The sequence below is a fragment of the Algoriphagus machipongonensis genome, from assembly GCF_000166275.1.
Lineage (GTDB): Bacteria > Bacteroidota > Bacteroidia > Cytophagales > Cyclobacteriaceae > Algoriphagus > Algoriphagus machipongonensis.
This window is the reverse complement of record NZ_CM001023.1, coordinates 1653791-1673544: the sequence shown is the minus strand read 5'-3', so window position 1 is coordinate 1673544 and position 19754 is coordinate 1653791. Positions and strand designations below refer to the sequence as shown.

General features: G+C 39.4%; 13 protein-coding genes and 1 tRNA gene. 6 read left to right on the top strand and 8 right to left on the bottom strand.

What is annotated here, in order from left to right:
- Positions 1 to 35: 35 nt before the first annotated feature.
- Positions 36 to 1919, bottom strand: a complete 1884-nt coding sequence (locus ALPR1_RS07235; RefSeq protein ID WP_008199570.1) for an amidophosphoribosyltransferase — start codon at positions 1917 to 1919, stop codon at positions 36 to 38.
- A 359-nt stretch (positions 1920 to 2278) separates the two neighbouring features.
- Between ALPR1_RS07235 and ALPR1_RS07230 the strand changes: the two genes are divergently transcribed.
- The gene (locus ALPR1_RS07230) at positions 2279 to 2596 is read left to right on the top strand and encodes a hypothetical protein (protein WP_008199567.1); all 318 of its coding nucleotides are present in this window, start codon (positions 2279 to 2281) and stop codon (positions 2594 to 2596) included.
- A gap of 86 nt (positions 2597 to 2682) precedes the next feature.
- The gene (locus tag ALPR1_RS07225) at positions 2683 to 4086 is read left to right on the top strand and encodes a sigma-54-dependent transcriptional regulator (RefSeq protein WP_008199565.1); all 1404 of its coding nucleotides are present in this window, start codon (positions 2683 to 2685) and stop codon (positions 4084 to 4086) included.
- 1 nt (position 4087) lies between these two features.
- On the opposite strand, the gene ALPR1_RS07220 is transcribed toward ALPR1_RS07225, so the two are convergent.
- The 7 genes from ALPR1_RS07220 to lepA all read right to left on the bottom strand — a co-directional run bounded on the left by ALPR1_RS07220 (position 4088) and on the right by lepA (position 12200).
- Positions 4088 to 6625: an ATP-binding protein gene (locus tag ALPR1_RS07220; RefSeq protein ID WP_008199561.1), complete on the bottom strand. Its 2538-nt coding sequence runs from the start codon at positions 6623 to 6625 to the stop codon at positions 4088 to 4090.
- 39 nt (positions 6626 to 6664) lie between these two features.
- Entirely contained in the window at positions 6665 to 7207 is a 543-nt protein-coding gene (locus tag ALPR1_RS07215) for a DsrE family protein (protein WP_008199560.1), read from the bottom strand.
- 196 nt (positions 7208 to 7403) lie between these two features.
- Positions 7404 to 8591 (bottom strand): 6-bladed beta-propeller, encoded by a 1188-nt coding sequence (locus ALPR1_RS07210; RefSeq protein ID WP_008199558.1) that lies wholly within the window; start codon positions 8589 to 8591, stop codon positions 7404 to 7406.
- 165 nt (positions 8592 to 8756) lie between these two features.
- A tRNA-Leu gene (locus ALPR1_RS07205) sits at positions 8757 to 8840 on the bottom strand.
- 78 nt (positions 8841 to 8918) lie between these two features.
- A complete protein-coding gene (locus ALPR1_RS07200) occupies positions 8919 to 9800 on the bottom strand; it encodes a bifunctional 5,10-methylenetetrahydrofolate dehydrogenase/5,10-methenyltetrahydrofolate cyclohydrolase (protein ID WP_008199555.1) in 882 nt (293 codons plus the stop codon).
- Positions 9801 to 9875: 75 nt separating this feature from the next.
- The gene (locus ALPR1_RS07195; protein ID WP_008199554.1) at positions 9876 to 10238 is read right to left on the bottom strand and encodes a four helix bundle protein; all 363 of its coding nucleotides are present in this window, start codon (positions 10236 to 10238) and stop codon (positions 9876 to 9878) included.
- Positions 10239 to 10406: 168 nt separating this feature from the next.
- Positions 10407 to 12200: a translation elongation factor 4 gene (lepA, locus tag ALPR1_RS07190; protein WP_040302625.1), complete on the bottom strand. Its 1794-nt coding sequence runs from the start codon at positions 12198 to 12200 to the stop codon at positions 10407 to 10409.
- A gap of 355 nt (positions 12201 to 12555) precedes the next feature.
- On the opposite strand from lepA, the gene ALPR1_RS07185 reads away from it, so the two are divergent.
- The 4 genes from ALPR1_RS07185 to ALPR1_RS07170 all read left to right on the top strand — a co-directional run bounded on the left by ALPR1_RS07185 (position 12556) and on the right by ALPR1_RS07170 (position 19700).
- A complete protein-coding gene (locus ALPR1_RS07185; RefSeq protein ID WP_008199552.1) occupies positions 12556 to 13710 on the top strand; it encodes an efflux RND transporter periplasmic adaptor subunit in 1155 nt (384 codons plus the stop codon).
- Between the two features lie 157 nt (positions 13711 to 13867).
- Entirely contained in the window at positions 13868 to 17059 is a 3192-nt protein-coding gene (locus tag ALPR1_RS07180) for an efflux RND transporter permease subunit (RefSeq protein WP_008199551.1), read from the top strand.
- On the top strand, positions 17056 to 18528 hold the full coding sequence (locus ALPR1_RS07175) for a TolC family protein (protein ID WP_008199550.1): 1473 nt from the start codon (positions 17056 to 17058) through the stop codon (positions 18526 to 18528). The genes ALPR1_RS07180 and ALPR1_RS07175 overlap by 4 nt, the downstream gene beginning before the upstream one ends.
- A 632-nt stretch (positions 18529 to 19160) precedes the next feature.
- On the top strand, positions 19161 to 19700 hold the full coding sequence (locus tag ALPR1_RS07170) for a DUF4924 family protein (protein WP_008199549.1): 540 nt from the start codon (positions 19161 to 19163) through the stop codon (positions 19698 to 19700).
- Positions 19701 to 19754 lie beyond the last annotated feature (54 nt).

The window sequence follows — 19754 nt, the reverse complement described above, 5'->3', positions numbered from 1 at the left end:
TGTGCCCTTTATATTGAAACTTAAACCTGTTTGGTTTAGTATGCTCTGACAGTTTTTCCTTCCATGAAGTTGGCAAAAGAGCGGTTCACCACTCTAGTCCCCCCTGTGGTAGGATAATCACCAGTAAAATACCAGTCTCCCGTATGCTTAGGGATACACTTATGAAGGTTTTCCACTGTTTGGAATATCACTTTCACTTCAGCTTTGATACCTCCAGAGACAACGATTTGAGACACTTTTTCAGAAATCTCATCATTAGTAAATGGTTCGTAAATTCTCTTTACAAAATTCTCATAGGCATTTGGCTGATTCAAGCAAGATTCGTGAACCGTATCCAATAAATCATCCATGTTCCTTTCCTTGATCAAAGCAAGTGCTGCACGGAAAGCAATAAACTCCTTCATTCTCGACATATCGATTCCGTAGCAATCTGGGAATCTAATTTGAGGAGCTGAAGAAACGATAATAATTCTCTTAGGATTTAACTTGTCTAAAGTCGTCAAAATACTTTTTTCAAGTGTAGTCCCTCTGACAATACTGTCATCAATTACCACCAAAGAATCTACTCCTGATTTTACCACTTCATAGGTAGTATCATAAACATTGGCTACCATGGTGTCTCGATCATCATCATTGGTGATAAATGTCCTCAATTTGACATCCTTACTGACCAATTTCTCAACCCTTGGTCTGAAATTAAGAAGTTCTTCAAGCTCACCCATATGAGGTTTGTTATCCATGAAGACCTCTCTTCTTTTGGCACTCAAGTAATCCTCCAATCCTTCAATCATTCCCAAGAATGCAGTTTCAGCAGTATTTGGAATGTAAGAGAAAACTGTGTTCTTCAAATCAAAATCAATCGCTTTAAGAATCTGCGGAATTAATGCTTTACCCAAATCTTTTCGCTCCTGATAGATCGCCGGATCTGTACCTCTAGAAAAATAAATTCTCTCGAAGCTACAAGAGGTCTTTTCTCTTGCCGGGAGAATTTCAGACTCTGCATAAGATCCGTCTTTATTGATAACCAAGGCATGCCCTGGCTTAATCTCCTGAATGGAATTAAAATCTATGTTGAAAGCAGATTTGATGGCTGGCTTCTCTGACGCTACAACGACTACTTCATCGTCTGCATAATAATAGGCTGGACGAATTCCTGAAGGGTCTCTCACTACGAATGAAGATCCGTTTCCAATCATTCCTGCCATCGTGTATCCTCCATCAAAATCTCGGCAAGATCTTCTTAGTATTCTAGCAACATCCAGTTCATTCTCAATGACATGGGTGATTTGTTCATTGGAATATTGATGTTTGTATTTATCAAAAATTCGCTGATTTTCTTCATCCAAGAAGTGGCCGATCTTTTCCATCACTGTCACCGTATCCGTCTTCTCTTTTGGGTGCTGACCCAACTGAACCAACTTACTGAATAGCTCTTCTACATTCGTCATGTTGAAGTTTCCGGCCATCACTAGGTTCCGGCTTCTCCAGTTGTTTTGCTTCAAAAAAGGATGGCAGGTTTCAATGCTATTTTCACCGTGGGTTCCGTAGCGTAAATGTCCCAACCAAACTTCTCCTGTAAAGGCAATATTTTCTTTAAGCCAAGCGCCATCCGTCAAAGCGTCATGCCCACCTAGCTTCTTTGCCTTTTTATACTTCTTATTGATTTTATCAAAGATATAGTTGACTGCTGAAGGCTCAATCGAACGGTATCTACTGATATACCTAGTCCCTGGGTCTGTACCAATCTTGATGTTGGCAACCCCTGCCCCATCTTGACCTCGGTTAAGTTGTTTTTGCATCAGGACATAGAGCCTGTTTGCTGGATAAGCGGCAGACCCGTACTTATCGATGTAATATTGTACAGGTTTGCGAAGCCTGATCATTGCTATTCCGCACTCGTGTTTGATGGCGTCACTCATGGATTCTGGCGAATGTTATTTTGAATGGACAAAGTTACTAGAAATTAAAAGAATTTTTCCTCAAAAAAGTTCGATTTCAAGATTTTAAATTCTGCAACTAATCCTCAAATAGGCAAATCACCGAAATAGAAGAAATAACGCCCATTCATAGGGACATTTTTAGGTTTCTTAAGAACAATTTGAGGTGTAATTCCACAAAATTATTTTTGACATTTCTCAAAAACGTAGCTCTTTAACGCATTTGGGCACTTGGCACAGGCTTCGCATAAAAGATATTTAGATCCGAACTTGAAAAACTCGGGTTAGGAGTCCGGACTCTAACTACTTTACCAATTAACATCTACAACCAACTATTAACCATGAAAAAGTCGCTTTTAATCATAGCTACGTTATTTACCGGAGCAGCAATGGCTGCACCACAAATAACCTTGGAAAATGTAAACCCAATAGAAGTATCAGCTCAACAGGAAAAAGTTAAGATTGAAGCTGATGCTCTACCCGATGCAGTGAAATCAACCATTGCAGCTGACGAAACCTTGAAAGCTTTGCCAATCGCTGAAGCATATCAAATTACTCAGTTGGATGGAACCTTCCTTTTCGAGGTAATATTTGATGATGGTACAGAAGAAAAACTGACCAAAAAATACGACCAAGAAGGCAAGGAAATAGTAAACTAGTTGCTCAATTCACCTAAATTTAAAGCATCGGGCAAGTTGCCCGATGCTTTTTTTGTAAACTTGTAGTCCCAACGGCAAATTAATACATGAAGCATATATTATTAATCGAAGATGATCTTACCTATTCAAGAATAGTAAAGACTTTTCTCGAGAAAAATGGGTACAGTGTTGAAACATGCACCAAGGTTAAAGATGCCCAACAAATCCTCAGCTCGAAAAGCTTTGATTTGATCATTGCTGATTTTCGTTTGCCTGATGGAACAGGAATGGAGCTATTACAATGGTCCAAATCCAAATTTCCGCAGACACAAGTAATTTTAATTACCCACTATTCTGACATCCGAATTGCTATTAAGGCGATGAAGCTTGGAGCTTTCGAATACATTACAAAACCAATCAACCCAGATGAGTTATTGGCAACGGTGAAGGAATCTTTGTCTGCAAAATCAACGCCTGTTGAACCGACACCAATTTCATCACCGCAACCTAAATCAAAGGACACTAAAATTGCCAAAGGTAGTTATGTCATAGGGAGCTCCAATGAAGCAGAAAAGCTGGAAAAACACATCCAATTAGTTGCGCCAACAGACTTAAGTGTTTTGGTTTTAGGAGAAACTGGAACAGGTAAAGAATTCGTATCCAGACGAATTCATGATTTATCTACCAGAAAAAATGGTCCTTTCGTAGCAATCGATTGTGGTGCTTTACCTAAAGAACTTGCCGGAAGTGAACTTTTTGGTCACGTAAAAGGTGCCTTTACCGGGGCTTTGGAGCATAAAACAGGTCATTTTGAATCTGCCAATGGCGGCACGATCTTCTTAGACGAAATCGGAAACCTGAGCTATGAAGTTCAGATACAATTACTTCGAGCGATTCAAGAAAGGAGAATCCGGAAAATTGGTGGAAATAAAGAGATCCAGATCGACGTAAGAATAATCGCAGCGACGAACGATAACTTAATCGCAAACTCTGGCGATGGTCAGTTTCGCGAAGATCTTTACCATAGACTAAACGAATTCACTCTTCAGGCAATCCCTTTAAGAAGAAGAAAGGAAGACATGGAAGATTTCACCGGACAATTCCTGGAGGAAAGTAATGAACGCCTAAACAAATCTGTCAAAACATTATCTCCCGAGGTTTGGGATATTTTTCTAGCCTATGATTGGCCAGGAAACCTGCGGGAATTAAGAAACATCATCAAGAGAGCTGTACTCTTGACAAATGGCGATCAGGTAGAAAAAGATGCATTGCCAGAAGGCTTGTACGAACCAAATTCTATGTCTAGCGCAAGTTTTTCAAACAGTTCAATTTCTCAACCAGGAGAGTTGCCTTCTCCAAAAGATTACAAAACACAATGGATTGAGCAGGAAAAAGAATTGATCCAAAAAGTCTTAAATGACACCAAATTCAATAAATCTAAAACTGCAAGGATATTGAAAATGGACAGAAAAACCTTGTATAGTAAAATGGAAAAATACGGGCTGGATTAAATTAATGGCTCTCTGTAGAAAGCAAACTTTCTGAGAGAGCTCCCAGCAACCTTTCCACTTCCAGTTCTAATAGATTCAATACTTCATCAAGGCCATTCCTCGTGCCTAATTTCAAGCTATTTTCCACTTTCCTGGCCAGTTCTCCGCTAGGACTCTTAATCTGACCTAGCCTACTTCCCAGTTGGTGACAAATCTCCAAGACTTCATCCCATCGATCCTCTTCTCTGGCATTATGAAGCTTTTTCATATCGTGATCTGTATCCTTGATCAAATCTTTTAGGATATCTAATAATAAAGCTTCATCTCCCATGCAGAAGCGTTTCATATCCTTCAAGTCAAAAAGCTCATTACTTTCCACCGGAGCTTCTGAAGGGTAAGAAAGACTCTTTGTTTTTGCCCGATCAGGGAAGACATTTCCTAAGCATAAGACTAAAGCTTTTTCTTGAAATGGCTTAAAAAGCAATTCATCAAAACCTTCCTGCATCATCTTTTCCTTTTCCTCTACAAAGACATTTGCTGTCATGGCTAGGATAGGCAAATCTTCATACGCATCAAAACCTCTAAGGGATTTTACGACCTCAAAACCGGAAAATTCAGGCATCTGTATATCAGTGATGGCAAGGTCTATTTCCGTTTCCTCAAAATTATCTCTATACTCTATCCCGCCTGGAAAAGAAATCACTTCTGCGCCGAAATATGTCAAAATGGTCTCTAAATATTTTAAGCCTACTTTATCATCATCCACTAAGAGTACTTTCTTGCCAGTCAAATCTATAAAATTAAACTCTTCATTAATGGAATCGGAGATCTGCACCTTGGTGGTTTCCATAGGTAAGGAGATAGAAATACAGGTTCCTACTCCAACTTTGCTTGAAGTATTGATTTCTCCATGCATCAAATGAACCAGTCGGTGCACAATTGCCAGTCCTAGTCCCGTCCCTCCAAATTTCCTGGAAATTGAATTATCCGCTTGATCGAATTCCAAAAACACCTTTTCCAAAACTTCCTCACTCATCCCAATACCAGTATCTTTTATTTCTACCGTAAGAATTCCTTCCACCCATTTCACTCCCACATTTATAGATCCTTCCTCGGTAAATTTGAATGCGTTGGAAAGTAAATTATTAAGGATTTGTTTGAGCCTCAATTGATCTCCAAGCAACCACTTATCTTCCGGGAGATCGACCGACCAATGAAAGCCAAGGTTCTTTTCGTCCGCTTGTAATTCGAAAAAATTCTGAAGCGAACCAAATAGATTTACCGGGTCAAAAGGAGTGAATTCCAACTTCAACTTACCTGCTTCCAGTTTAGAAAAATCGAGCACATCATCCACGATTTCCATTAAGGTCTGCGAAGCAAAGCCAATCATTCTCAAATAAGATTGTTGTGCCGTATCAAGATGTGATTTTTCCAAAACAGACTGGTAACCCTGAATCACATGAAGTGGATTACGGATCTCATGACTCATATTCGCCAGAAACTCTTGTTTCGATTTTGCCAGCTGTTCGGCCTTTTGCTGTGAGAGGAGTAAATTTTCCTGATAAGATCTATTGAGGCGAATCTCTTTAAGAATGGAATAAACCAGAATTGCTGAGCCAAGTACTGCAAAAGCCACAACTAAAACCAAAAAGAAAATAACATCATTTGCTAGTCCATAAGCTGCCACGTTTTGAGAATCGGAATCCTCCAAAACGCGCCTTTGCAAAGTTCTTAGTAGCTGCTGAATAGTTCCAATGATCTCACTTTGCTTTTGGGAAAGCTCGGATTCCAATGTTGCCAGTTTCTGCCTTTGATAAGACTCTTCACGATAAATCCTGCTAATCACCCCGCGGATATTGTAAAGGATACTATCCAAAGTCCCCGCTTGGGAATCCTTATTTCCTTGGGTATTTTGTTTTTGAAGGTTTTTGAGGTAGTTGACCAGTTTATCTTCCTCTCGAGCAACATCCGCTGGCAATCTTCCTCTTTGAAGCTCCTGCCCTGTAGGCAATTCCTGAAGTTTGGCATTCTGCTCTTCTAGCTGATTGAGGATAATATCCGATGGCTTAATGGTTCTTAGGGGTGCAGTTTCCACCTCCGAAGCCCTTCTTCTGATTCCCAACTCCACTTTTCTTAAAGCTTCACGTGTAAAATTCCGATTGGCTAGGTTATTCTTTACTTCAAATAAATCCACATACCCAGTAATGAGCGTAGAAAGGTTGTTTCGGATAATTTCAATATTGGCTTTCTCCAGATCATCGGTGGCCCATTCATCCAGCTGATCCAACTTCTTATTTAAGGAATTGATGGTGGAGTCCTGAACCCGAAAATCTCCTTTTGGCCCAACACTTTCAATCTGTGAAACTTCAAAAATCTCGGCCTGCAGTTCGTTCAAAAGATTTAACTTTTGATTGGGTTCGGCCAGTTCCGCCACAGTTTTCACCAGACGATTGAGGGTATAATAAGTCAACCCTGCCACACCGATCAAGAAGATGGTGGCAAAGATAAAGCCGATAACGACCTTACTGGCAGTTTTGGATGAAGGACTATTTTTTTTCATAGACTGGTCCTCCAAAAATACCAATAATTATTCCAAGTATTAGAACTTCAGCAATGTGTAGCCTTGAGGAACATATGTGGTGATGGTAGTCAATGCCGAATGCGCAATACCAATCAAAGGAGAAATATTCTCTTTTTTAAGATTTCTGGCATGCATGGACTGTCCACAAACCAGGAATTCTACCCCTGCATCTTTTAATGCCTGATAGACAGGCAGGTTAGGGTTATCTACTTGATATCTGCTTTGATATTCCTCATTATTTAGAACCGTAAAAATAGCTCCCCCATGGATTACCACTTTTACATGCATCTGTTCTTTTTTCACTCCAGCCAATCCATGTAGGTTCATCATGCGAGCAACATTATCTACCCAACGGCTAATTTGTTTGGGGTCAGAAGCACCTGTGGACATGTCCACGATGATTTTATAATCTAGGCTAGGATCTGGTCTTTCTATGGCATCTGGCACTTCGTAAATACCTCCATAGCCCTTCACCAAAGGATACTGTGCAGTTTGTGCGATAGTCAATTGGGAAATAAAAATTGCAGCAAAGAAAAGCGTTGCTTTAAGTAGTCGGTTCATAAGAAATATAATTAGCTCGAAAAGCTAGGGAATTTATTGGGCAACTGAGAGTCCATTGGTGGAAAATAGAGATTTTTATTTCTACATATATAGCTTTAAATGGATAGAATTATGTCCAGCTTCTGGAGAAGCAGCACATCAAAAGAGGTCATTGGTGGAAAAAAGTATAAATAACTTACCAAGTATCCATGGAATTTTACCTGATACGACTTACACAAATAAAATAAGGGTAATCCTTCCCTTTCGCCTCTAACTTTTCAACTAATTTAGATTGAAACTCTGATTCAAAATTTTGATTGATAAAATCATCTGACATCACCTTTTCGCCATAAACTGGGAAATAGAGCAAATTATCATCAGTTAGAACTTGTGGATCATCAAAAAGTCTAAAAATTGGATTTTCAGAAATATAAGCAAACACTGAAAATTCGGAATTCTCTTTATCGAATACTCCAGATTTAAATGTGGAATAATCCAGAAAATTAAAGACTAAATAATCCTTATTCTCCAACAAATAATTCCCGTTCATGGATTCTCCTCCTCTAACGGATTTCACCAAAGTCTCAGGAGATGCTAAAGCCATAAAATCTCGCTGATTTTCAACCATAAATTCGCTTAATAGATCCGTATGGTATTTTGCTTTAAAGTCCTTTCCTTCAACATCATAAGTATAGACCGTATCATGAAAAGGCTTTGAAAAATTGACCCCTAGCTCAGATTTCGTCATAAAACCGGAGATAGTAATTATCATTGTTTCCTTTTTTGGATCAAACCTAAAATAAGAATCCAGAATATTTCCCATACTATCAATTCTGTAAATATTAAAATGATCATTTGCAGTATTATGATTTACGTAAATCACAAACTCTCCATTTCCTACTGAAGCCAACTTGTCTCCAAAAATGCCAATTGGAATTTTCTCCAAAAACTCCCCTGAATCAACGTCATAAACCAATAACGCTTGATTTCCTCTTGACATCAGATACACTTTTCCATCAAAAACTTCAAAATCAGAAATGTCTAAATATTCACCTGGCCCTTCCCCTTTAGATCCATAAGTCCTGATGAACTTGCCCGACTTATCAAACAACATCAATTTTAATTGCTTTTTATCGAACACTAGAAATTCACTCCCTACTAGTTTTAATTTAGTTATGGATGATAAAAAGGCTGATTCTGGAACTTCAAAAGGCACCAGATCCACAAATTCAAATAAACTATCAATTTGAACTATTGGGTCTGGTAACTTCTCATAGATATTGATTGGCCGAAGGACAATCCCCTCTTCTGGTTCTGTTTCGGATTTTTCCTCAGTTTGATATTCTGATTTCTCCCCTGTGCAGGAAATAAAAAAAACTAAGAGTACCCACTTAATTAGCCTCATAAAAACTTTTGATTTAATAATTAAAAAAAACTTATTGAATTAACTTAATAAGCCATTCGTAAACTAAATCATTTCGAACTAATAAAAAAGTCTTGCCTTCCCGATGAGAATTTTTCAAAAACCGAGGGAAAGAAAAAAGCCCTGAATTACTTCAGAGCTTCTTTGTGCGCACGAGAAGATTCGAACTTCCACACAACTTAATGCACCACCCCCTCAAGATGGCGTGTCTACCAGTTTCACCACGTGCGCGGTTAGGGTCAGCAAAAGTAGAAATGTTGCCTATTCGAAGCAACCCCTACTCCACAGCTTTTCCAAATATTTTTAATTTTATCCGTAGACCTTCTTCTCTGCTGCCAACAAAGTGTTGTAAAGCAAAGATGCAATTGTCATCGGACCTACACCTCCTGGTACAGGCGTGATCGCTGAAGCAACTTCTGAAACCTCATCAAACTTCACATCTCCCACCAACCTGAATCCAGATTTTTTGCTCGCATCTTCAATTCTGTGGATCCCCACATCAATCACTACAGCCCCTGGCTTTACCATATCAGCAGTTACGAAATGAGGCTTACCTAAAGCCACGATCAAAATATCTGCAGATCGTGCAATCTCCTCTAAGTTCTTGGTACGGCTATGGGTCAGAGTCACCGTCGCATTCCCCGGATAGCCGTTTCTAGCCATCAAAATACTCATTGGGCTTCCGACGATATGACTTCTTCCTATGACTACACAATTCTTCCCGGAAGTTTCAATCTCATATCTTTTCAACAGCTCCACGATTCCATAAGGAGTTGCTGCCACGTATGCTGGCCAGTTAAGTGCCATTCTCCCTACGTTTGCCGGAGTAAATCCGTCCACATCCTTCTCAGGCTTAATCTTATTGGTAACTTTCTCTACAGAAATATGCTTTGGAAGAGGGAGCTGAACAATCAACCCATCGATTTCAGGGTTTTCGTTAATATCCTCCACTACTTTCAAAAGCTCTTCCTCAGAAATTGTTTCTTCCAACCTTACCAAGGTAGATTCAAAACCACAAAACTCACAAGCTTTCACTTTTGCGTTTACGTAGGTTTGACTTGCCCCATCATTCCCTACAAGAATAGCTGCTAAGTGTGGTGTTTTTCCACCCTCAACTTTTATTTCAGCAACTCTAGCTGCAATTTCAGACTTGATATCAGAGGATGTTTTTTTTCCGTCGATTAAGATCATTTTATTTACGAGTTACGATTTGGGAAGAAGTAAGTACGAAGTAAGATTTACGAAATACGAGCTTCCAACAATTTTTTAGTCTTTAATTTTAGATCGAGCCGTCTTAAGGCTTGCTACAACAATAGCAATTAGCTCATCTGATTCTTTTATTAACCTTTCAATTTCTAGTCTCAAGTCTTGCTTTGAGGAAATTTTCTCTAGGATTTCAAGAAAAAACTGACTTTCATCGGCTTCCTCTTCTACAATCTTAAGTTTATAAATAAAATCAGCATTTGATTTTGCTCTCATTGCAGCTCGGTAATTAGCTGCAACTGAACTAGAGCATCTCAAAAGCTGGTTTACATAATTATTGAATTCTCTCGTTTGAGGTATTTTTGAGCATAGATACCAAACATCAATTGCAAACTTCTTAGTCCGATCTTTTAACGCTTGACTCATGGAAATTTTTAACTATAAGTTACTTCATTAATCTAAAATTTCCATTTCTCATTTCTCAAATTTCAATTTTCACTCTAAGTTATCTTAAGATTAATAGGGTTCTAGAAGTTCAGTTCAATCTCGTACTTTGTATTTCAAACTTCGTACTTCGTAAATCGTACTTCCAGATTAATCAAGCTTGAGCACCGCCATAAACGCTTCCTGAGGAACTTCTACGTTTCCTACTTGTCTCATTCGCTTTTTCCCTTTTTTCTGCTTTTCCAGAAGTTTACGTTTACGTGAAATATCACCACCATAACATTTGGCCAATACGTTTTTACGCAAGGCTTTTACCGTTTCTCTTGCGATAATTTTTTGACCGATTGCTGCCTGAATCGCGATTTCAAACATCTGTCTTGGAACCAATTCCTTAAGCTTTTCACAAAGTCTCTTGCCCCATTCGTAGGCTTTATCTCGGTGAACGACCGCAGATAATGCATCCACAGGTTCTCCGTTAAGCATAACATCCAACCTCACCATATGTGAAACCTGGTATCCAATTAATTCATAATCCAAAGAGGCATAACCTCTGGAAATGGTTTTTAGCTTATCAAAGAAATCAAAGACGATTTCCGCTAAAGGCATGTCAAAGGTAAGTTCTACCCGATCTGCTGTGAGATATACCTGATTTTTGATCTGACCTCGTTTATCCATACACAAGGTGATTACAGGACCTACGTACTCTCCAGCAGTAATGATAGAAGCCTTCACATAAGGTTCTTCAATATGCTTAGTTTTGGTAGGGTCTGGCATATCAGAAGGTGCATTGATCACCTGATACTCATCACTGGTCATCAAGGCTTTGAACTGCACAGAAGGAACTGTGGTAATTACAGTCATATCAAACTCCCGCTCCAATCGCTCTTGGATTATCTCCATATGAAGCATCCCTAGGAATCCGCAACGGAAACCAAAGCCCAAGGCCATGGAAGTTTCAGGTTCCCATACCAAGGAGGCATCGTTTAGTTGAAGCTTCTCCATGGAAGCTCTTAGCTCCTCATAATCCGTGGTCTCTACTGGGTAAATCCCTGCAAAAACCATTGGTTTTACGTTCTCAAAACCCTGAATAGCTTTGGCACAGGGTCTTTTTATATGGGTGATGGTGTCACCGACTTTAATCTCCTTGGCAACTTTAACTCCAGAAATAAGGTAACCTACATTTCCGGCGCTCATGGTTTCCTGAGGGATTTGATTCAATCCCAAGATTCCAATTTCATCTGCCTCGTATTCTTTACCGGTATTGACAAATTTAATTTTATCGCCCTTGCTGAAAGTACCATTGAAAATCCTAAAAATGACTTCAACTCCCCTAAACGGGTTGTATACCGAGTCGAAAATCATGGCTTGAAGTGGCGCTTCAGGATCTCCTGATGGTGCTGGGATTCTAGTGACCACAGCTTTCAGAATATCATCTATACCAATCCCCGTTTTGCCGGAGGCAAGAATAATATCCTCTTTATCGCAACCGATCAAATCAATCACTTCATCTGCCACTGCTTCTGGATCAGCTCCAGGCAAATCTATCTTGTTCAAAACCGGAATAATCTCCAGATCATGACCTAAGGCCAGATATAAATTGGAAATCGTCTGAGCTTCGATACCCTGCGATGCATCTACTATAAGCAATGCTCCTTCACAAGCTGCGATAGACCGGGAAACTTCATATGAAAAATCCACATGTCCAGGAGTATCTATCAGATTGAGTGTATAGGTTTCATCTTCGTGAGTATACCGCATTTGAATCGCGTGGGACTTAATGGTGATCCCGCGTTCGCGTTCCAAATCCATGTTATCCAACAACTGCTCTTGCATGTCACGGTCTGCGACCGTCTCTGTTTCTTGCAGTAATCTATCCGCTAGTGTACTCTTCCCATGATCGATATGGGCGATGATACAGAAATTTCTAATTTTTTGCATATCCATTCTGGGGGCAAAAGTAGTAAAAATTAGGCTTATCGCTTTTTATTTTTACTCCTTTCTTAAAAGGTACTGTTTTGAAAGAGATAGGATTAAAAATTGTTAAAAGGTTAGTTAAATACTTTCCACAAAAGAGGTCAAAGCTTTCTGATTTTGAAGCATACGTCCCTTAAATCAGTAAAATTTGCGGAAAAATTCCCCAAACTTCATCAAAAATTACCCACTTTTTAGCCTGCCCTGACCCACTACTCGCTGAAAATCAAGCCATAACCTTCATCAAGTGCAAAAAATTGCAGTGGTATGATTATTTCTAAATCCATTTTATACCAACTGTTATCAGCACTAATTCGACCTATTCGTCATGAAAACACTAAAGATCAAACAGCATAAGTTTAAACCATTTGCCATTATCCTTACTTGCTTAACGCTAAGTTTTGGGTTTTATGGTTGTGAGGAGGAAGAAATTGAAGATGAAGGAATTGCTTTACCAGTTTTGACCTTAAAAGAAGAGCCTGCAGCTATTTCCTATAAATACCTTGGATCTATCGAAGGTGTAGAAAATGTTCAAATTAGACCTCAGGTAGAAGGGATATTAGAAGAAATCTATGTTGACGAAGGCCAATATGTAAACAAAGGTGATGCATTGTTTAAAATCAACAGTCAACCCTACATGGAGGACTTGAAAAATGCTTTAGCCAATGTGGATCTCGAAAAGGCTAAATTGAAAAAGGCACAAACTGAAATTGACAGGCTAAAACCTTTGATCGAAAACGAAGTGATTTCTCCAGTAAGAATGGAGACTACCATTGCTGATTATGAGGTAGCTCAATCTTCTTTGGCCAAAGCTGAGGCAGAAGCTGCGAATATGCGTATTAACATGGCTTTTACTACGATAAAAGCTCCAGTCGATGGTTTGATGGGAAGAATACCAAAATCAATCGGAAACGTGGTTAAAAAATCAGATGAGACGCCATTGACAGTTTTGTCAAACGTTCATGAGATCTATGTTTATTTCTCCATGAGTGAGTCTGACTACCTTTATTTTGAAAGAATGAAGAAGGACTCTACTTCCAAGAAAATGAATCCTGATGTAAAATTAGTATTGGCTGACGGGAGTGTTTATGATAAAGTGGGAACCATTGATGCCAACTCAGGTCAGATCAATAGATCTACAGGTTCAATCACTTTGAGAGCTCACTTCGAAAATCCTGACACACTATTAAGAACAGGAAATACAGGAAAAATTTTAATGGAGCAAATATATCCCAATGCTCTTCTCGTCCCACAATCTGCAACGACTTCAATTCAAAACAAGCGATTCATTTATGTTTTAAATGAGGACAATACTGTTTCAAGAGAAGAAATCACCATTGAAGGAAGGTCTGGAAATGACTATATCGTCAGTGGAGATATTCTCAAAGAAAATGATCGCATCGTTACTGCGGGTCTTGATAAATTGAGTGAAGGGGTTCTTGTAAAACCTTTAGAACAAGGACAATTACTAACCCAGAATTAATCACAAAACCCTTTCTCGGAGGCTTGGTGAAATCCTAAGCTTGAGTTAGGAAATCTGAACAAATCAAACCTGGAAACTGATCCTCTTAAATTCTAAGAGGAGTGGAAATCCTTTTGGCAAATCCCATTTTTTCGCCAGGTAAATCCTGATAAAAAGTATGTTTAAAAACATTATACAAAGACCCGTTCTCGCACTGGTAATATCCGTCTTATTGGTATTAGCCGGGGCAGCCAGCATGCGTATGCTGCCTGTGGAAAGATTCCCTGAAATCGCACCTCCAAGTGTCAGTGTGCAGGTTTACTATCCTGGTGCAAATGCTGAAACTGTTGCCAACTCAGTCTTACTTCCCTTAGAGGAGGCCATCAACGGAGCAGAAAATATGAGTTATGTAAACTCTACTGCCACTAACTCGGGCCGAGGAAGATCTACAGTTTACTTCGAGCCTGGGACTGACCCTAACGTCGCTGCTGTAGAAATCCAAAACAGGATCTCCAAGGTGATGGAGCAAATTCCTGCTGAGGTCAGGGAAGCTGGTATCGTGGTATTAAAAAGATTGAAAGGATCTTTGATGACCATCAATATCTACAGTGAGAATGGCGACTATGATGAAACTTTCTTAAATGCCTATACACGGATGAAAATCCGTAGGGAGCTAAAGCGAGTGAGCGGAATTGCTGAAGCTTCAATTTTGAGATCTAGGGATTATGCCATGCGTATTTGGTTGAACCCTGAAAAACTAGCCTTGTATGGATTGACTCCAAGAGAGGTTTTAAATCAAGTTCGTGATCAGAGTTTTGAAGCAGCACCAGGTAGATTTGGAGAAAACTCTACCGAGACATTTGAGATTGTATTAAAGCATAGCGGAAGGTTTAGCGAGGCTGAAGAGTACGAAAACATTGTCATCAAATCCGAGGAGGATGGTTCTCAGTTGAGACTAAAAGACGTCGCTAGATTAGAGTTTGGTGCATCCAACTATGCCAGTGATAACAAGCTAGATGGAAAGTCGGCTGTTACCATTGATATAGTGCAGCAGCAAGGAGCAAACGCAGTAGAGATTGACAAGGCAGTACGGAAGGTTTTAGAAGACCAAGCCAAAGTCTTTCCAGAGGGTATCCATTATAAAATCACTTACAGTGTTCGTGATCAGATTGACGAATCAATGCACCATGTGCAACAAACGCTGATAGAAGCATTTGTTCTGGTCTTCCTGGTAGTATTCATCTTTCTACAAGACTTTAGGGCTACCATTATTACCGCTATTTCCATCCCTGTATCACTCATTGGTACATTCTTCTTTCTTCAGATAATTGGAGCCACGATGAACGTATTAAGTATGTTCTCCATCGTATTGGCGATAGGTATTGTGGTGGATGATGCCATTGTGGTCATCGAAGCTATTTATGAAAAAATCCATGATCAGGGCATGCAAGTCTTGGATGCTGTGAATGCAGCCATGTCGGAAATCACTGGTGCCATTATCTCCATTACCATTGTAATCGCAGCTGTGTTTTTACCAGCAGGTTTCTTGGATGGACCAGTAGGAGTTTTCTATAAGGAATTCGCCTTCACGATCATTTTTGCGGTTCTAATTTCTGCGATTAATGCCTTGACATTGGTCCCTGTACTTAGTGCCTTGATTTTGGGTAAAAAGAAAGAAAAGAAGCCATCTAAAATCAAGATCATCGGAAAAATCAAGGATTCCGAGAAAATGGAGAAAATCAAAGACATCAAAACGAAAAGCTTAAAGAAATTTGATACTGTTTTTGACAAATTCACTTTCCAATACATCCGTCTCATTAAATGGGCCATCCTACGTAAATGGTGGACATTGGCTGGATTAGTTTTAGTATCTGGATTCACCTATTTCCTAGCCTCCACTACTCCAAAAGGATTTATTCCAACAGAGGATGATAATTTCTTGATCTTCTCCCTTTCCATGCCAGAAGGATCCTCACTTTTTAGGACGAACCAATTACTTAAACAAGCAGATTCTTTATTACACCTTGAACCTGCCGTAGCTTCTGTGAACACTGTCTCTGGTTACAACATTGTTGATGATTCTGAAAGTGCATCAACAGGTCTGGGGTATATCAAATTAAAAAGCGTCAAAGAACGCGGTGATATTTCAAATATTCAAGAGGTAGTTAAACATCTTACTCAAAAATTGAGTGTCTTAAATGAAGCCAAGATCAACATGTATCCAAGACCCACAGTACAAGGTTTTGGTAATTTTGATGGGGTTCAAATCGTGCTTCAAGATTATTCTGATGGAGATTTGGCAGAATTCGGCGTATTAATCAACGAGTTCGTAGCTGAGCTTTCCCGAAAGAAAGAAATTGAGAAAGCCTTTACCTCTTACAACACCAATTTCCCACAGTTTAAACTGAACATTGACTATGAAAAAGCGAAGGCTTTAGGAGTCAGCGTAAAGGATATGATGTTCACGATCCAATCAAACTTTGGTAGAACTCGGGTAGGTGATTTCAATAGGTTTACAAGACAGTATATGGTCTATATGCAGTCGGACATTCAATTTAGAGAAACACCTGATGCGATTAACTCCATCATGGTCAAAAATGATAAGCAAGAAATGGTTCCTCTTAGTTCTTTTGTGAGCTTAGAACAAACCTATGGTCCCGAGACTGTATTCCGATATAACCTATACAATGCGGCAAGAATTAACATCACTCCTGCCAAAGGTTATAGTACAGGAGATGTGATGGATATGCTTGAAAAACTAAGCGAAGAGAAACTGCCTGCTAACCTAGGTTTTGAGTGGACAGGAATGAGTTTAGAGGAAAAGAAATCTGGCTCAAGCACCACCACCATATTTATCATAAGTATCATTCTTACCTATTTTATCCTTGCAGCACAATATGAAAGTTTCTGGCTTCCTATGGCCGTGATTCTCTCCTTGCCAGCTGGTATTTTGGGGATTTTCGCATCCATCAACTTGGTAGGTATAGATAACAATATTTACGTGCAGGTAGGATTGATTATGTTGATTGGACTCCTGGCTAAAAATGCCATTCTAATCGTCGAATTCGTAGCTCAAAAACGTAGAGCAGGTTTACCAGTGTTTGAAGCGGTAATTGAAGCCTGTCAATTGAGATTAAGGCCGATTATGATGACTTCTTTTGCATTTACTGCTGGTCTGGTTCCCTTGATGTTTTCTGTGGGATCTTCTGCCGAAGGAACAAAATCAGTGAGTATCGGTACCGCAGGAGGAATGATTTTCGGGATTTCTTTAGGTCTTATTTTCATTCCAGTCCTATCCTATGTTTTCCAAGAATTGCAAGATCGATTCCCTTTGAGAATTAGTAAAAAAGCAGAACCAGCGAAACAATGATTCATACTAAAAGACTTATAACACTTTTCTTTTTGCTGATAGTAGCGGTGAGTTGCAAAGTCGGTGAAAATTATACCCGACCTGAAACCAATTTACCAGAGGAATTCTATGGAAGCGAAAAACTTCAAGACAGCGTTTTTGTTGGAGACGAGCACATAGCCTCTATCAATTGGGCGGAATTCTTTCAGGATTCCACTCTGAATTCTCTAATTGATTCAGCATTAGCCGGAAACTTTGACCTTCAGAAAACTGCAAAGCAGATAGAGATTGCAAATGAAAGCTTATTGCAGTCCAAGGCTAATTTTCTACCAAGCTTAAACTCCAATCCTGCTAGGTTCAACCGTGAATATTATTCTGAAAATTATAATAATTATGGTTCCAATAGAGCCAGAAGAAACCATCCAGATGGTGTTCCAAAAACACTTTATACGGAGAGATTAGCTTATGCTGTGACTTTGCAGGCAAGCTGGGAAATTGATATCTGGGGAAAATTACGTTGGCAAAAGGAAGCTGCTCAGGCAAAGTATATGCAAACTCAGGAATTCAAAAAAGCTGTGCAAACAGCGTTGGTTTCTGAGGTCGCATCCACCTATTTCAATATTTTAATGTTGAAATCCCAATTGACAGTAGCGCAGAGAAACTATGATTTGAGCAAGAACACGTTGAAGATCGTCGAACTTCAGTACGACGCTGGAGAAAACACCTCTTTGGCAATTCAGCAAACCAAATCCCAAATGTTGAGGGCAAAGGCATTGATTCCACAGCTGGAAAAAGCCTACGTTATTCAGGAGAACCGTTTGAATAATTTGATTGGCCGAACTCCAGGAGCTCTAGAATTCAAGGGAGTTTTAGATCAATTGGCCTTGGACCATACCTATACTACTGGTGTGCCTCTTGAACTGATTCAAAACAGACCGGATGTGGCTGCTTCTGAGTATGAACTTATTTCTACCAATGCACGCGTAGGGATCGCACAAGCTATGAAGTACCCTTCTTTAACAATTAATGCCGGTGCAGGACTCAATTCAATGGCGTTAGGCACGGTTATCGACCCTATCAGTTCCGGATTTGCATTGATTAATGGTGCCTTGTTTCAGCCCATATTTCAAAATAGGAAACTGAAAACCAATCATAGAATCGCCATTAAGCAAAGGGAAATTGCCGAGCTAGATTTTAGAGACAAAATCAATACTGCTGTTTCTGAAGTATCCAGTGCCTTGGTAAATATCGAAAAGCTTCAGGAAGAATATGAAATCGCTCAAGAACGAATGAGAACAACCACCAAAGGTATGGCAGATGCATTTTTGCTTTTTGAAAGTGGGTTTGCAAACTACCTGGAAATCATCAATGCTCAAGAGGATGCGCTACAAAACCAATTGGATGTCGTGCAACTGAAAATGCAATTGGCTTTGGCAAAAGTTGAGCTTTATAGAAGCTTAGGTGGAGGTTGGCAAGTTGATGGGGAATGATCAAATAGATTTAATTAATTTTTTGGATAGTTTGAAATAAAGATTAGGCTCCACCTTGCTGGCAAAACCATTCTGTCTCCGAAAGAAAATCCCGGGCCAGCGCTGGGTAAATCTAATCCATTTTTACCCAGAGTTGACCCAGATAACTATCGGGGCCTGGGCCCTGCCTGCCGGCAGGCAGGTTTAAAGCTTTGACCCCGCCGGGTCTGGAATTAGTTAATTGATTTTATATGTATCCGTTTTATACCAGTAAATAACCAAAAGCACCATAAGATTAGGAGTGTTCAAAAATATTGGCTGCTTCGATCTTCCGTCCTTTTACAAGGTGAGCAAAGAAAATTTGAGTATTTGGAAGATTTCGGATAATCATATAGTTGAAATTCACTTTAACATCTGAGAATAAATTTTTAAATATCTGATTTTTAGAAATTTACATCAAACTACCATTTTTAACCATGTCGAAAGGTCCTCGATATGCGCGACTTTCGTCGCTCCAGTGCTCGGACTGACACTTCTTTAGCCTAAACAAATCAATCAGGGAACCCCAGCGTGACAAAAACCAACCTTTCACCAAGTACTATTCCTTTTGAAACGGCTACAAGCAAAAAACAATCTTTTCTTACATTTGCATCATGAAGTCAGTAGCAGAAAAGAAAAAGTCTCAAAATATTGCCGAATACATTGTTTACATGTACCAAATGGAGGATCTGATTCGATCTTACCAGGGCAACATGGATGAAATCAAACAATATGTCATTACGCATTATCCTGTTACCGAAGAAGTCAAAACGGAAGTGGGAAATTGGTTTGAGAACCTTACCCAAAAACTAAAAGCAGAGGAGAAAATGGATTCAGGGCATCTCACAGAATTGAATGCCTTAGTAAAGGAATTATCAGAAATCCATTGGGACTTACTTAAACGTGACAAAACCTATTTCGACACGTACCAAAACGTAAAACCACATGTACTTCAAGCGGTAATGGATGCAGAAGGAAAAGACCTTGGAAATGAGATCCAAATATGCCTCAACGGGGTATATGGGCTATTACTTTGTCGTCTATTAGGCAAAAAAGTATCTGATGAACAGCTGAAATCAGCAGAAGCTTTCGGAGATGTTTTGAGTTACCTCAGCCGTTATTATCATACTATTCATTCCTTGCCAGAAAATTAAAACCCTTTACAAAAGCTACTGAAAATGAGTTCGACTTCGATCATGATCATTGTA

Bases quoted from the DNA above. Each gene is read 5' to 3' on its own strand.
- ALPR1_RS07235 (WP_008199570.1), bottom strand. From the start codon at position 1,919: ATGAGTGACGCCATCAAACACGAGTGCGGAATAGCAATGATCAGGCTT.
- ALPR1_RS07230 (WP_008199567.1), top strand. From the start codon at position 2,279: ATGAAAAAGTCGCTTTTAATCATAGCTACGTTATTTACCGGAGCAGCA.
- ALPR1_RS07225 (WP_008199565.1), top strand. From the start codon at position 2,683: ATGAAGCATATATTATTAATCGAAGATGATCTTACCTATTCAAGAATA.
- ALPR1_RS07220 (WP_008199561.1), bottom strand. From the start codon at position 6,625: ATGAAAAAAAATAGTCCTTCATCCAAAACTGCCAGTAAGGTCGTTATC.
- ALPR1_RS07215 (WP_008199560.1), bottom strand. From the start codon at position 7,207: ATGAACCGACTACTTAAAGCAACGCTTTTCTTTGCTGCAATTTTTATT.
- ALPR1_RS07210 (WP_008199558.1), bottom strand. From the start codon at position 8,591: ATGAGGCTAATTAAGTGGGTACTCTTAGTTTTTTTTATTTCCTGCACA.
- ALPR1_RS07200 (WP_008199555.1), bottom strand. From the start codon at position 9,800: ATGATCTTAATCGACGGAAAAAAAACATCCTCTGATATCAAGTCTGAA.
- ALPR1_RS07195 (WP_008199554.1), bottom strand. From the start codon at position 10,238: ATGAGTCAAGCGTTAAAAGATCGGACTAAGAAGTTTGCAATTGATGTT.
- lepA (WP_040302625.1), bottom strand. From the start codon at position 12,200: ATGGATATGCAAAAAATTAGAAATTTCTGTATCATCGCCCATATCGAT.
- ALPR1_RS07185 (WP_008199552.1), top strand. From the start codon at position 12,556: ATGAAAACACTAAAGATCAAACAGCATAAGTTTAAACCATTTGCCATT.
- ALPR1_RS07180 (WP_008199551.1), top strand. From the start codon at position 13,868: ATGTTTAAAAACATTATACAAAGACCCGTTCTCGCACTGGTAATATCC.
- ALPR1_RS07175 (WP_008199550.1), top strand. From the start codon at position 17,056: ATGATTCATACTAAAAGACTTATAACACTTTTCTTTTTGCTGATAGTA.
- ALPR1_RS07170 (WP_008199549.1), top strand. From the start codon at position 19,161: ATGAAGTCAGTAGCAGAAAAGAAAAAGTCTCAAAATATTGCCGAATAC.